Here is a 13753-nt window from a genome sequence, read left to right on the forward strand (position 1 = left end):
GTCTTTATTTGTTAATGCTTTTATCTGTAGAATCTAAAATTAATTTTGCGGTTAATCTTGCGAAGCGAATATACAAAAATATCGCTGCTGCAGTTAGTCCTGCTAAAAGTCCAATCCAAATTCCGATTGCTTTTAAGTCTGTATATAGTCCCAAATATATAGAAATGGGAAAACCTATTATCCAATATGATATGAAAGTAATATACATAGGTATTTTTACATCTTGCAACCCTCTTAAGGCCCCCAAAACTACAACTTGTATACCATCAGAAATTTGGAAAAATGCGGCCACAAATAATAATTGCGAGGCAATTGAAATAACTTCCTCTGTTTCTATAATGTGACTCATGTCATTAACATCAACAAAAATTTGCGGTAAATATTGATGAAAAACAATAAAAATCATTGCAAATACAATCTCTAGTAAAATAGCTAGTAAAAATATAGATCGCGCAACTATTTGTAACTTTACATAATTCATTTGTCCTTTTTGGTTACCAACTCTTATCATTACTGCCACACTCAATCCCATTGCAAACATAAAAGTTAATGAGGCCAAACTCAGTGCAATTTGGTTTGCAGCTTGGCTTGTTGTTCCTAGAAGTCCAGAAAGCCAAACCGCAGCAGTAAATAATGCAACCTCAAAAAACATTTGCATAGAAGAGGGAAAACCTAAATTAATAATCTTATTGATCATCTTCTTTTTGATCTCTGTAAAATTAAAACTGGCAAAATAAGGAAAAAAATTAGGTTTTCTTGCGAGCGAATAATGGATAAAAATTAACATTACTATACGAGAAACAATTGTACCTACTGCAGCTCCTATTATTCCCATTTTAGGAAAAATCCAAATTCCATAAATCAAAAAATAATTGATTACTACATTAATAATATTACCAATAATGGTTGCCCACATAGAAACTTTAGTTTCTGATTTTCCATCAGCAAACTGCTTATAACCTTGGAAAATAATCAAAGGAACTAATGAAAATGCAACAATATCAAGATATGGCTTTGCCATTTCAACTACAATATCAGGTTGCCCCATAAAAGCAATTAAAGGTTTAAAAAAGAAGATGATTAAAAACAATGTAAATCCTAAGATTGAACAAAGAAATAGTCCATTATGAAATACACTTCTACCTTCATCGATATCATTTTTTCCGTCTGCCTCAGCAGCTAGCGGTGTAATAGCAGTTGAAAAACCAATACCTAGCGACATTGCAATGAAAACAAAACTATTTCCTAACGATACTGCAGCAAGTTCTGTAGGCCCTAATTTTCCCACCATGATATTATCAACAATTCCTACTATGGTATGCCCTAACATTCCCAAAATTATAGGATAAGCCAATCGTAAATTATAAGAAAACTCCTTTGTATACTGAGATAAATTCACTTTTTATTAATTTTTGTGCAAAGATAATTAGATCCTTTGAATTGTATCATTAGAATTGAAGTTATAAACGATTAATTTCTGTGAAAAAAAATTTTATAATGGTAATTCTGTAATAAAGGTGTCAAATTCTATAACTTTTGCGCCGCATCTAGTTTTACCTTTGCACGGTTGTTAATCGCAATAACGAACTAAATAAAAGATAAAATTTAAACAAGAATTATGAAAATCGCAAGAACAATTAAAATCGCACTTACATTTACCATTGCATTATTTTTTGCAAACCAAACACAAGCACAAGAAGTTGAAAATTATGATCAAGGATTTCGTTTAGGTTTTGGAGTTAATGTTGGAGCGCCAACTAATGAAGATGTTTACAACTATGCTTTAGGAGCCGATGTGAGATTACAGTATGATCTTACCAAAAGATATTCAGCAGTATTAAGCACAGGATTTACTAACTTATTCATTAGCAATAACAGACCTGATCTAGGATTTATTCCAATTAAAGCAGGTTTTAAAGCATTTGTATGGGATGATCAATTTTATGTTTTAGGAGAAGTTGGTGGTGGTATTGCTGTTACTAATGGTCAAAAGCAAGACACCTATTTATGGTCTCCAGGCATAGGTTATGCTAGCAAGAAAATTGACGTAAGTTTACGTTATGAATCTTATACAGAATATGATACAAACCAAATTGCTTTGAGAATTGCTTATGGATTTAAACTATAATTCAAAATTAAAGTCATAAAAAAATGCGCTGATTTCAGCGCATTTTTTTTATTCTTTTTCTAACATTTCTTTATACATGGCGATATTAGCTTTAACTTTATCGTCCATTTCTGGCTCCTTAATATCAGTGTATTTTTGCATTTCTTCCCAAATTATTTTACCTACAATATAACGCGCCATTTCTTTGTCATCGGCGGGAATTACATACCATGGTATTGCTGCTGTAGCTGTATTATTAATTGCTTCTTGGTAATAATTCATATATTCGTCCCAGTGGTCACGTTCCTTCAAATCCCCTGTTGAAAATTTCCAATTGTGTTTTCCTTCCTCGAGGCGTCGCATTAAGCGTTGTCTTTGCTCTTCTTTACTCAAGTGTAAAAAGAATTTCAACACAATGGTACCATTTTGCGTGATATGTTTCTCAAAATTTCTAATTTGCTCCATTCTATTTTCCCAAAACTTAGGCGTAATGTCTTCTACTTTTTCAATTCCAGGTAGATTCTCATTTAGAATATATTCCGGATGCACACGAGTAACTAAAACATTTTCGTAGTGGGTTCTATTAAATATTGCAAACTTTCCTTTTTCTGGTAAAGCCAAATAATGACGCCATAAATAATCATGCTCTAGTTCAGTAGAGTTGGGTGTTTTAAAACTATGAACAATTACTCCGCGAGAATTAAATCCTTTAAAAACCTCTCTAATCAGGCTGTCTTTTCCAGAAGTATCCATTCCTTGCAAACAAATAAGTACTCCGTACTTATTATGGGCGTACATTACATCTTGCAACTCGCTGAGTTTTTCAGTTACGCTTTCTAACTTATCTTCTTTTTTATCATCACTTGCTTCAACTTCTAAATTTGTTGGTGATTTTGATAAATCAATTTTATCAATTACTTTAAAATCATCTGGATTAATGGATTCCATAAGAAATAATTTAAATTTGTAAAATCAAATATAGCTAATTTTTCACCTTATTGTGGTTCCACAACATAAATACACAGATAGCCTTAGAGCAGATCCCAAATTTAGAAACTGCCAACGATAGGCTAGACATAATAGAAATAAAAATAAATGGAAATATCACAACTTAAATCACTTTTTAAAATTTCGGGTATCGGCTCTGCATCTGGACTTGTTTATAGAAGTAATACGCTCCTGATTATCAGTGATAATAGTGGCTTTTTATATGAGTACCAGATAAATTCAAAAAATTTAGTACGGCATCCACTAATTGAAAATCCATCTGAAAACATTCTAAAAAAAAACAAACCTGATTATGAAGCAATAACTAATTTTGGCGAAGACCTTTATATTTTTGGTTCTGGTTCTACCACCAGGAGAAATTCAATGGTTCATTTAAATAAATATAAAGTACTAATAAACAATGATTTAAGTGAATTATTTTCAGCAATGCAAGCTGTAGCGAAATTGAAGAAAGAAGATTTCAATTTAGAAGGCGCCATTTACAATGGTAAAAATTGGTATTTATTCAACCGTGGTAATGGAGTCGAGAATAGAAACGTACTTTTTACTATTGGAGGTGAAAATCTAATAAACAAATGGACAATAGAGTTTAGTGATTATACATTACCAGAATTAAATGGAGTTCGCACAAGTTTTACAGATGCTATTCTTGTTGACAATACTATTTATTTTTTGGCTACAGCCGAAGATACTATATCTACTTACGACGATGGCGAAGTGTTAGGAAGCATCATTGGTGGAATAGATGTAGAAACAATGAAAATCACATTTACAAAAAAAATTAGCGATATTCATAAGTTTGAAGGCTTAACTTTGTTCAGTCAATTCAGAGACAAGATCGAATTTCTACTTTGCGAGGACAACGATACCGAAATTTTAGAAACCTACATTTATAAACTGACTTTAGATTTATAGAAAACAAACATGTCTTTTATAAGCTGTAACAATTTCTAAATAGAACATACTAATCCGGTACATAAATTATAAAAAAATGAAAAGATTATCTTTAACGGTAGCAGTGATTTCCGTTCTCTGGAGTTGTAAAACAGCCGGGACAGCCGAAACTTCGCAAAAAGTTGCTGAATCCATAACAGTTGCGATCAACTTAAATGACATCAAAGAGGATAAGGTAATGGTCACTGTAACCGCACCAAAATTTAGCACTGAAGAGGTAACGTATAGCATGCCTAAGATTGTTCCCGGAACTTATTCAGTTGATGATTATGGAAAGTACATCGATGATTTTAAAGCATTTGATAGTAAAGGAACGATCTTATCAACATCTAAAACAGACGATAATACTTGGCTGATAAAAAATGCTAAAAACGTAGCGAAAGTAACCTATTTAGTTAATGACACTTTCGATACTGAAAAGGGAAGCGGTTTTGGTAATAATGATATTTTTTCTCCCGCAGGAACAAACATCGATGATGGCAAAAATTTTATGCTAAACATGCACGGTTTTGTAGGATATTTTCAAGATAAAAAAGAACTTCCATATAATGTTACTGTGTCACATCCAGAAACACTTTGGGGCGCAACCTCCATGACTGATTTTGATTCAAGCACTACAACTGATCTTTTTAAAACATCCCGTTATGCGGAATTAGTAGAAAATCCTGTAATGTATGCAAAACCAGACTATACTACTTTTAACGTAGACGGAATGGAGATCTTAATTGGCGTTTACTCTCCAACTGGAAAAGTTACTGCAGAAAGCATTACTCCTGAGATGAAAAAGATGATGACCGCTCAAAAAACTTTTTTAGGAAAAATAAATGCCACAAAAAAATACAGTGTTTTACTTTATCTATCATCAATGACAAATACTGATGCGAAGGGATTTGGTGCATTAGAGCATCCTACTGCAACAACAGTAGTATTACCTGAACTAATGCCGAAAGAAGAACTTGTAAAATCAATGATTGATGTAGTTTCACACGAATTTTTTCATATTGTAACTCCGCTTTCTATTCATTCTAAGGAGATTCATAATTTTGACTACAACTCACCTAAAATGTCACAACATTTATGGATGTATGAAGGTGTAACAGAATATTTTGCCAATCTTTTTCAAATAAATCAAGGATTGATATCAGAAGAAGATTTTTACACTAGGATGGCTGAAAAGATTGGACGTGCCAATACAATGAATGACACTATGCCTTTTACAACAATGAGCGAAAATGTGTTAACTGAACCCTACAAAGCGCAGTATTTGAATGTTTATGAAAAGGGCGCACTAATAGGAATGTGCATCGATATTATAATTAGAGAAAAAAGTAATGGCGAGAGAGGAATTCTAGATTTAATGCAGAAATTATCAACTGAATATGGTGCTTCTAAGCCATTTAATGACAGCGAACTTTTTGATAAAATTACTTCTTTAACTTATCCGGAAGTTGGCTCATTTTTACAAACATACGTTTCTGGTGCTGCCCCTATTCCTTATGATGTTTATTTAGCTAAGGTGGGTGTTGCAAAATCAATGACAAAAGCAGCAACTAATGTTTTCTTGAAAGGTCAGACTCCTTATATTACAGTTGACCAGCAAACAAAAGAAATAATTGTAATTCCTAATATGGAATTAAATGATTTTTATAAAAATTTAGATTTAAAAGGAGGAGATATAATTGTTGCTGTCAACGACAAAAAATACACTCTAGATAATATTTACGAAATGATTACCGCAAGTCAAAACTGGAAAGAAAATGATCCTATCACATTGAAAATTAAGCGAAACGGCAAGGAGCAAATTGTATCTGGAAAAGTAAAACTTCCTTATGAAGAAAAAGAAGGACTAAAATTTAGCGATGCTTCAAAAAATTTAATTAAAGAAGCTTGGTTAAAAGGTTAAAAACACTAGAATTTTATGAAAAACCCAATTTAGAAATAGATTGGGTTTTTTTTATTTATTTTACTGGCAAACGTTATTCATTCCAACAATTTTCTTTATTTTGCGCCGAAAACTATCATTAGATGATTATAAATTATTCTGTCTTAAAAAGAACAAAACAGTACAATTATAGTGACTAGTAAAAACAAAAAAAACAAATTTTAATACAACATGAAAAAATCTATTCTTGCCTTTGTAACAATACTATTAGTATTTGCTTGTAACAAAAATGAACCAGAAGGTAATGTCCATATTACGGGAAATATAAAAGGGCTAAAAAAAGGAACTTTGTACATTCAAAGAATTATAGATACTTCTCTTATTGTGATAGATTCTATAGATATTGATGGAAACTCTGGTTTTGAAAGTCATTTAGATTTAGAATCACCCGAAATGCTTTACATGTTTTTAGATCGTGGAACGAGCAACTCCCTAGATAATAATCTTTCCTTTTTTGCAGAACCTGGAAATATGACGATTAATACTAGTTTAGATAATTATATTGCCGATGCAAAGGTGACCGGCTCCAAAAATAATGATATTTTTGAAGAATATAAGAAGATTAACTCGCGCTTCACAGACTCAAATCTTACGCTAATTGAGCAGAAATTTAAAGCTATAAAAAGCAATAATCCGAAAGCTATTGATAGTATCAGTATCAAACAAGACGCGAATATTAAAAGAAAATATTTATTTGCAACTAACTTTGCATTAAACAATAGAGAATATGAAGTTGCACCTTACATAGCTTTATCTGAAATTTACGATATTAACGTCAAATATTTAGATACTATCCAAAAAGCTATGTCTCCAAAAGTTGCAAAATCAATGTATGGAAAGAAACTTACTCAATATGTATCGACTATAAAAGCGCAGTAAATCAATAAAAAGGTTACAATTAAAAAACCATCTTGCTAATTACAAGATAGTTTTTCATTTTTAGCAAGAGATTACGATATGACGCATTAGTAATTGCAAATGCTGAAAGATTTTATTAATTAACCTTGCCTATTACTAAGAATTATTCCGCTTATGATCATACCTATAAAAAACAAAATATAAATTAAAAATAGTAAAATCATCTTGATTCCAACAAATTTATAATGTGATTTTAAATACATCAGTGAAGCTGTTAATTTCTCGGAGTCAATAGTTGCAATTGCTACTTTGGAATTAGATCTAAATTTATTTAAGTACTAAATAAGAAAGAAATACAGTAATGTAAAAATGAGATAGAAAGAAGAAATTAAAATCCCATATGAATTATCCTTCCGACATATCGCTGGTTTCACTTTTCCAATCGAGTCGTAGATTACATTTATAAATAGCGCTACAAAAACTATAAAACCGATTCCTCTATATCCTAAAACAAATAGAAAATAGTCTTACTTTCAGTTGCTTTCAAAAGATATTTTTCTGACTTACTCAGGTTCATTTCGAAATTGTCAGTGATCAAATGATCATCCATGTTTAAATTTGTAAAGTTAGATTTCGAATTCAACAAAAAAATAAGACAGATCATGAAATTATAAAATATGTAATATTTATCTAAAACAAAAAACCACTTAACAAAAGTTAAGTGGTTTTATTAAGAGCCGGCGGAGGGACTCGAACCCACGACCTGCTGATTACAAATCAGCTGCTCTAGCCAACTGAGCTACGCTGGCGACTCATTACGGGTGCAAATATAAGATTGAATTTCTATTTTCCAAAGGAAATCTAAACTTTTTTTGCTTTTTTTTGCCTACAAATCGTTGATTTTAGCAATCAATTGATTAGCAGTTTGTTCCAATTCAACATTGATTTGTTTGAAGTGTGCTTTTTTATCTTCTACCTTTTTTACGTTTACTTTTGTGATTAAAGTATCAAAAGCAGCGATAGCTTCGTCAATTAAAGCATTTGTTTCTGTTGTAGGTTTTCCTGTTGTAGAAATTTCATACAAGTAAACTGCTTCAATAATATCTCCTAAAACATAGTTGATGTCTTTTTTTAAATTCTTAACGTTTGCCATTTTTATTTTTTTAAAATTTGAATTTTAATTTGCGTCTGCAAAAGTACATATAATCTTTCTATTACCGACTATGAAATTTCCAAAAAAGAGCTATTGTAGAAAATTCATTCAAAAAAATATTGTATTTAACAAATACAAGAAAAAGTATAATTTGAAAAATTATGAAATGTAAATTTCTAAAATTGAAGCTTTTCCAGTCATAGAGAACGTATTCATCGCTGCAGGGATTAAAACAGTATCCCCTTTTATGTATTTATACTTAGTCTCTTCAAACATAATTTCAAAGTTTCCTTCAATACACATATAAACAGTAAATGACGTATCGGCTTTAGAAAAATAGATTTTTCCGTCTAAGGGTATGAAATTAGTTATAAAATACGGACAATCGACTACTATATTTGATTGATTTGAAATTTTAAGAAATTCTCTCTTGGTATTTATAACATCATAATTGATTGCTTCTAGAGCTAAATCGACATGTAATTCTCTAGTTTTTCCATTAGCATCAACTCGATCAAAATCATACAAGCGATATGTAATGTCAGAGGTCTGCTGAATCTCAGCAACTACTAAACCTGCTCCAATAGCATGCACCGTTCCTGTTTCTAAAAAGAAGACATCACCTTCTTTAACTTTTATATCATCTAACAAAGAGAGAAGCGTTTTACTTTCTAGGCTGCCTAAATATTGTTGAGCATTAGATTTTTCTTTAAATCCTACTAGAATTCGGGAATCAGAATCGGCTTGCATGATATACCACATTTCAGTTTTTCCAAAAGAATTATGACGCTTTTTAGCCAAAGCATCATTTGGATGTACCTGTACAGATAAATCTTCACGCGCATCCAAATACTTAAAAAGAAGTGGAAACTCCGTCCCAAAACGTTTATAAACCAATGTTCCTAGGATTTCATTAGGGAATTCATTTATGGCATCCATTAAAGATTTTCCTTTCCATTCGCCATTCGCAATCATACTGACATCTCCTTTTACTGTCGATAATTCCCAGCTTTCACCAATATTGTTGGAAAGAATAGCCTTATTCAAAACGGTTTTTAACTTTTCTCCACCCCAAATCCTTTCTTTAAAAATAGGCTCAAACTGTAAAGGATAAAACTTCATAACTTTCTTTTTTTAATATGGAATACTTATCCATTATTAACTCAAACTAAAATGCTCTTAATTCCCTTTTCTAGCAACGGAATTAAGAGCAAAATAAATCAATTTTAATATAATTATTACTAAAATATATTACACTACTAACTTTTTAATTGCTTGCAATGCTTTAGGTATATGTTTTGCGGCTAACATACTGTCAAAAACCATTTTTATAATACCATTTTTATCAGTTACATAAGTCACACGTCCTGGTAGCAAGCCAAACATTCCTGTTGGCACTCCAAATGCCTTTCTTATTTTCTTATCAAAATCAGATAAAAGAATAAATGGCAATTTATATTGTTTACTAAATTTAAGATGAGAAGCTACAGTGTCACTACTTATACCGATAACCTCTGCACCGAGATCTTTAAAATCCTCGTATTGATCTCTAAAACTACATGCTTGTGTTGTGCAACCTGGTGTATTATCTTTTGGATAAAAATAAATAACCAAGGGCTTTTGTCCTACAACATTTTGACTATCAAAGTCATTACCATTTGCATCTTTTGCTGTAAAATTTGGAATCTTATCTCCTACTTTTAATTCCATTATTCGCCTTTATAGGTTACAAAATTTCGAGGTGTTTCGTACAACACAACTTCTAAATCAAATTCAGGTTTGATTCTTTTTCTGATTTTATTCCAAATGACAACTACTATGTTTTCAGCAGTTGGATTTAAGTCTTTAAAATCCGGAACGTCTAAATTTAAATTTTTGTGATCAAATTGATTTTCAACATCTTCTTTGATAATATCACTCAAAAATTTAACATCCATTACATATCCCGTTTCTGGATCTATTTCACCAGTAACACTTACAGTTAAATCATAATTATGACCGTGAAAATTAGGATTATTACACTTTCCAAAAATGGCATCATTCTGCTCGAACGTCCAATCTTTCCTGTATAATCTATGTGCTGCATTGAAATGCGCTTTTCTTGAAATTGTAACTTTCATAAAATTAAATGAATTAATATTTTAAATTTCGTCCTCTGGTAATAAAGGGCTTTTATGTTCTTCTAAAAAATGATAAAATTCATCAAATATAATTTTGAACCAAACGGTATATAAAGCGGGTTGTTGTACCATATCCTTTTTTACAGCATCAATTTTCATCCATTTCCAACTCTCTACTTCCTCCGGATTTATTTGAGGATCAGCATTGCAATAACCAATCATGACGTGATCTAACTCATGTTCAGTAAGACCGTTGTCAAAAGGTGCTTTATAAATAAAATGAAACAATTCTTTTAAGTCGGTTTTAAAACCCATTTCCTCAAACAATCTTCTACCGCCTGCTTCTATATTAGATTCTCCTTCTCGCTGATGACTGCAACAAGTGTTTGTCCATAATAATGGTGAATGATATTTTAATGCAGCGCGTTGCTGTAACATGATTTCATTTTTATCGTTTAGAACAAAAACAGAAAAAGCACGATGCAAAACTGCTTTCTCATGTGCTTCAAGCTTTGGCATCAGCCCAATTTTCTCATCATTTTCATTAACTAAAATCACGTTTTCTTCTATCATAGTTATGTATTTCTGCCCAAAAATACGAAAAATAAGTTAGGAATTAATGCTTTAACTTTCTGTTTTGAATTGTTGAAGTCGAAACAATTACAATTTCTGCAAACTCAGAAATTAGTTGAGAAATATAAAATGAAATATATGAAAAAGTAAAAGTAAAATTGTTAAAGTTCTATCTATGATGATAACTTCAGTTAATTTGAAATAAAAAGTATTTATGACATTGTAACACAATTTACTCTTCGAGATTTAAAAATATTGCTGCTATAAATTAAAATAGTAGCAGCTTTTTTTTAAATGATTTAATAATATTTCTAATGATTTCTGAATTTTGGGATTTAAATTTAAAATCTAATGATTCTAAAACCTTACTAATCTTTAATTCGTAAATAACTTTAGTTAAACCTTACCTAAATCAATACTAAATTTCAGAGTGGTAAATATAAATTGATGGTAAACCGATTTATCTTTGTAATATCAAATAATTTTTAAACCAATCAAAAACAAATATTTACTAATTTCGATACCATTGAAAAAGTAAGAAAAAAACATTTAATTCAAACAAATTTTAACCCATTATGAAAACAAGATTGCATATTTTAACTTTTTTACTCCTATCTCCATTTTTTGTTATAACTGTAAATGGCCAAAGCACTAAAGAACAAAATAACACAAAAAATAAAATTACCATGGAAAATACAATTGAAAAGCCAGGAAATCCATACTACTCAAATACTGACAAATCGAAATTAAAAGTTTCAAATGCTGAGTGGAAAAAAGTACTACCAGAAGATGTTTACGATGTAACTAGAAATGCTGACACGGAAAGACCTTTTACAGGAAAATATTGGAATACTGACGAAAAAGGTACTTATTATTGCGCTGCATGCGGAAACAAACTATTCCGTTCAGGAGCTAAATTTTCTAGCAGCTGCGGCTGGCCTAGCTTTTTTGAGCAAGAGAATAAAAGTAGCGTTGTATACAAAACAGACAATTCATTAGGAATGGAAAGAATTGAAGCGCTTTGCGGAAGATGTGATGGTCACTTAGGACATCTTTTTGATGATGGACCTGAGCCAACTGGTAAAAGATATTGCATGAATTCTATTGCACTTGATTTTATCCCAGACGTAAAGAGATAAAAATTTATAAAATTAAATTAAAATGACCAACTTGAAGATTGCTACAAGTTGGTCATTCTTTTGTAGCTATTTCACTCCATTGCATATTATAAAAATTTGATTTGGAGTTGCTACCTTTTCGGGTTAATGATGACTAAGAAACTCAAAATCGCAAAGATTATTTTTCATTAAATATAAATTATTTAATTTTCAGAGCTTCAGCAATCATTATTGCACATTTTTCTCCATCAATTGCTGCAGAAATTATTCCGCCAGCGTATCCAGCCCCTTCTCCACACGGATACAATCCTTTAATTTGTAAATGTTCGTAAGTGTATAAATCTCTCGGAATGCGCACAGGCGATGAAGTTCTCGATTCAGGAGCGTGAATTATTGCTTCATTAGTCAAATAACCGCGCATTGATTTTCCAAATTCTGTGAATCCCTCTCTTAATATTTCAGTTAAAAAACCGGGAAATACTTGTCCCATTTCTACTGATGTTGTTCCTGGGACATAAGAAGTTTTAGGGATTTCAGATGAAACTCTAATTTGAGTAAAATCGATCATTCGCTGCGCTGGAGCTTTTTGAGTTTGTCCCGCTAAGTTCCATGCTTTCCGCTCAATACTTTTTTGGAATTCCATTCCTGCTAAGGCACCAAATTTAGCAAATGGCTTGAAATCCTCTAATTTTAATTCGATTACAATTCCAGAATTGGCTGTGGCTTGATCCCTTTTAGATGGAGACCACCCATTAGTTACCACCTCGCCAGGACTTGTGGCACAAGGAGCAATTACTCCTCCCGGACACATGCAAAACGAGTACATTCCTCGACCATTGACTTGCTTTACTATTGAATATGGTGCTGGTGGTAAATACTCGCCACGATAATCACAACTGTATTGAATACTATCAATTAATGATTGCGGATGTTCAGCTCTGACGCCCAAGGCAAAAGCTTTAGCTTCAATGAATATCTCTTTCTTATCTAATAATTCATAAATATCACGAGCAGAATGTCCAGTAGCAAGAATTAATTTGTTAGCAAGAATGGTATCTCCTTTATGAGTTACAATGCCTTGAACTTCATTATTTTTAACTAAAATATCGGTGAGTCGAGTTTCAAACAATACTTGTCCGCCAAACTCTATAATTTTTTCTCTAATATCCTGAATAATCTGTGGTAATTTATTTGTTCCAATGTGCGGATGTGCGTCGACTAAAATATCCGGCGTTGCTCCAAAAGCTACAAATAATTCTAGAATCCTTGTGACATCACCTCGCTTTTTTGAACGTGTGTATAACTTCCCGTCAGAATAGGTTCCTGCACCACCTTCGCCAAAACAATAATTAGAATCTTCATTTACAATATGATCTACATTTATTGCTTTTAAATCTCTACGGCGACCCCGCACTTCTTTTCCTCTTTCAATAACTATGGGCTTCAAACCCAATTCTATCAATTGTAAAGCAGCAAATAATCCTGCTGGACCGGCTCCCACAACAATTACTTCTTGAGCATTTGCCACATTTTTATACTCAGGAATTTGGAATTTAATTTCTTGAAAATCCTCTCCTTTTAGATAAACTAATACTTTCAAGTTGATTCTTACTGATTTCTGTCGCGCATCAATAGATCGTTTTAAAATAGAAACATGCTGAATTTCGTCTATCGAAACCTTAACTTGTTTTGATAAATATTCTTTAAGCAACAATTCATTTGCGGCTATTTCTGGGTTAACTTGTAATAAAAGTTCTTGAGGCATTTTTTACTATTTATTCATTTTTGATCCAATTTGCTTATTATATTAAAAAAGCAAAGTGCAAAAGTAGTATTTTGAAGTGAAATTAGTTCCTGAAACAGAAATGCATTTTTAAAATTAGACTTTGTAACTTTGCGACTTTGATTATAATCATTAAA

At 31.6% G+C, this 13753-nt stretch carries 13 protein-coding genes and 1 tRNA gene; 5 read left to right on the top strand and 9 right to left on the bottom strand.

Annotated elements, in window-relative coordinates; genetic code table 11:
- Positions 1-4: 4 nt before the first annotated feature.
- Positions 5-1399, bottom strand: coding sequence for an MATE family efflux transporter (locus BUA99_RS06830; protein WP_072990017.1), 1395 nt, complete (start codon positions 1397-1399; stop codon positions 5-7).
- Positions 1400-1618: 219 nt separating this feature from the next.
- On the opposite strand from BUA99_RS06830, the gene BUA99_RS06835 reads away from it, so the two are divergent.
- Positions 1619-2128, top strand: coding sequence for a hypothetical protein (locus BUA99_RS06835; RefSeq protein ID WP_200778645.1), 510 nt, complete (start codon positions 1619-1621; stop codon positions 2126-2128).
- 48 nt (positions 2129-2176) lie between these two features.
- Here the strand turns inward: BUA99_RS06835 and BUA99_RS06840 are convergent, their stop codons facing one another.
- A complete protein-coding gene (locus tag BUA99_RS06840; protein ID WP_072990022.1) occupies positions 2177-3055 on the bottom strand; it encodes a PPK2 family polyphosphate kinase in 879 nt (292 codons plus the stop codon).
- A 147-nt stretch (positions 3056-3202) separates the two neighbouring features.
- On the opposite strand from BUA99_RS06840, the gene BUA99_RS06845 reads away from it, so the two are divergent.
- The 3 genes from BUA99_RS06845 (at position 3203) to BUA99_RS06855 (ending at position 6890) form a co-directional block, all read left to right on the top strand.
- On the top strand, positions 3203-4030 hold the full coding sequence (locus BUA99_RS06845; protein ID WP_072990025.1) for a DUF6929 family protein: 828 nt from the start codon (positions 3203-3205) through the stop codon (positions 4028-4030).
- A 76-nt stretch (positions 4031-4106) separates the two neighbouring features.
- Positions 4107-5972 carry a M61 family metallopeptidase gene (locus BUA99_RS06850; RefSeq protein ID WP_072990028.1) on the top strand — a complete coding sequence of 622 codons (1866 nt, stop codon included), beginning with the start codon at positions 4107-4109 and terminating at the stop codon, positions 5970-5972.
- Positions 5973-6182: 210 nt separating this feature from the next.
- Positions 6183-6890 (top strand): DUF4369 domain-containing protein, encoded by a 708-nt coding sequence (locus tag BUA99_RS06855; RefSeq protein WP_072990031.1) that lies wholly within the window; start codon positions 6183-6185, stop codon positions 6888-6890.
- A gap of 714 nt (positions 6891-7604) precedes the next feature.
- On the opposite strand, the gene BUA99_RS06860 is transcribed toward BUA99_RS06855, so the two are convergent.
- The 6 genes from BUA99_RS06860 to idi all read right to left on the bottom strand — a co-directional run bounded on the left by BUA99_RS06860 (position 7605) and on the right by idi (position 10715).
- Positions 7605-7678: transfer RNA gene (locus BUA99_RS06860), tRNA-Thr, on the bottom strand.
- A gap of 77 nt (positions 7679-7755) precedes the next feature.
- Positions 7756-8022, bottom strand: a complete 267-nt coding sequence (locus BUA99_RS06865) for a hypothetical protein (RefSeq protein ID WP_072990033.1) — start codon at positions 8020-8022, stop codon at positions 7756-7758.
- Positions 8023-8181: 159 nt separating this feature from the next.
- Complete coding sequence (locus BUA99_RS06870; RefSeq protein ID WP_072990036.1) at positions 8182-9144, bottom strand: type I phosphomannose isomerase catalytic subunit; 963 nt, start codon at positions 9142-9144, stop codon at positions 8182-8184.
- Positions 9145-9273: 129 nt separating this feature from the next.
- Entirely contained in the window at positions 9274-9732 is a 459-nt protein-coding gene (locus tag BUA99_RS06875) for a peroxiredoxin (RefSeq protein WP_072990039.1), read from the bottom strand.
- Positions 9732-10142, bottom strand: a complete 411-nt coding sequence (locus tag BUA99_RS06880) for a 6-pyruvoyl trahydropterin synthase family protein (protein WP_072990042.1) — start codon at positions 10140-10142, stop codon at positions 9732-9734. The genes BUA99_RS06875 and BUA99_RS06880 overlap by 1 nt, the downstream gene beginning before the upstream one ends.
- A gap of 21 nt (positions 10143-10163) precedes the next feature.
- Entirely contained in the window at positions 10164-10715 is a 552-nt protein-coding gene (gene idi, locus BUA99_RS06885) for an isopentenyl-diphosphate Delta-isomerase (protein ID WP_072990045.1), read from the bottom strand.
- A gap of 575 nt (positions 10716-11290) precedes the next feature.
- On the opposite strand from idi, the gene msrB reads away from it, so the two are divergent.
- Positions 11291-11854 carry a peptide-methionine (R)-S-oxide reductase MsrB gene (msrB, locus tag BUA99_RS06890; protein ID WP_072990048.1) on the top strand — a complete coding sequence of 188 codons (564 nt, stop codon included), beginning with the start codon at positions 11291-11293 and terminating at the stop codon, positions 11852-11854.
- Between the two features lie 178 nt (positions 11855-12032).
- On the opposite strand, the gene BUA99_RS06895 is transcribed toward msrB, so the two are convergent.
- Complete coding sequence (locus BUA99_RS06895) at positions 12033-13598, bottom strand: NAD(P)/FAD-dependent oxidoreductase (RefSeq protein WP_072990051.1); 1566 nt, start codon at positions 13596-13598, stop codon at positions 12033-12035.
- Between the last annotated feature and the right edge of the window lie 155 nt (positions 13599-13753).

This window comes from Flavobacterium segetis (assembly GCF_900129575.1).
Lineage (GTDB): Bacteria > Bacteroidota > Bacteroidia > Flavobacteriales > Flavobacteriaceae > Flavobacterium > Flavobacterium segetis.

Bases quoted from the DNA above. Each gene is read 5' to 3' on its own strand.
- BUA99_RS06870 (WP_072990036.1), bottom strand. From the start codon at position 9,144: ATGAAGTTTTATCCTTTACAGTTTGAGCCTATTTTTAAAGAAAGGATT.
- msrB (WP_072990048.1), top strand. From the start codon at position 11,291: ATGAAAACAAGATTGCATATTTTAACTTTTTTACTCCTATCTCCATTT.
- BUA99_RS06855 (WP_072990031.1), top strand. From the start codon at position 6,183: ATGAAAAAATCTATTCTTGCCTTTGTAACAATACTATTAGTATTTGCT.
- idi (WP_072990045.1), bottom strand. From the start codon at position 10,715: ATGATAGAAGAAAACGTGATTTTAGTTAATGAAAATGATGAGAAAATT.
- BUA99_RS06840 (WP_072990022.1), bottom strand. From the start codon at position 3,055: ATGGAATCCATTAATCCAGATGATTTTAAAGTAATTGATAAAATTGAT.
- BUA99_RS06880 (WP_072990042.1), bottom strand. From the start codon at position 10,142: ATGAAAGTTACAATTTCAAGAAAAGCGCATTTCAATGCAGCACATAGA.
- BUA99_RS06845 (WP_072990025.1), top strand. From the start codon at position 3,203: ATGGAAATATCACAACTTAAATCACTTTTTAAAATTTCGGGTATCGGC.
- BUA99_RS06835 (WP_200778645.1), top strand. From the start codon at position 1,619: ATGAAAATCGCAAGAACAATTAAAATCGCACTTACATTTACCATTGCA.
- BUA99_RS06875 (WP_072990039.1), bottom strand. From the start codon at position 9,732: ATGGAATTAAAAGTAGGAGATAAGATTCCAAATTTTACAGCAAAAGAT.
- BUA99_RS06895 (WP_072990051.1), bottom strand. From the start codon at position 13,598: ATGCCTCAAGAACTTTTATTACAAGTTAACCCAGAAATAGCCGCAAAT.
- BUA99_RS06850 (WP_072990028.1), top strand. From the start codon at position 4,107: ATGAAAAGATTATCTTTAACGGTAGCAGTGATTTCCGTTCTCTGGAGT.
- BUA99_RS06865 (WP_072990033.1), bottom strand. From the start codon at position 8,022: ATGGCAAACGTTAAGAATTTAAAAAAAGACATCAACTATGTTTTAGGA.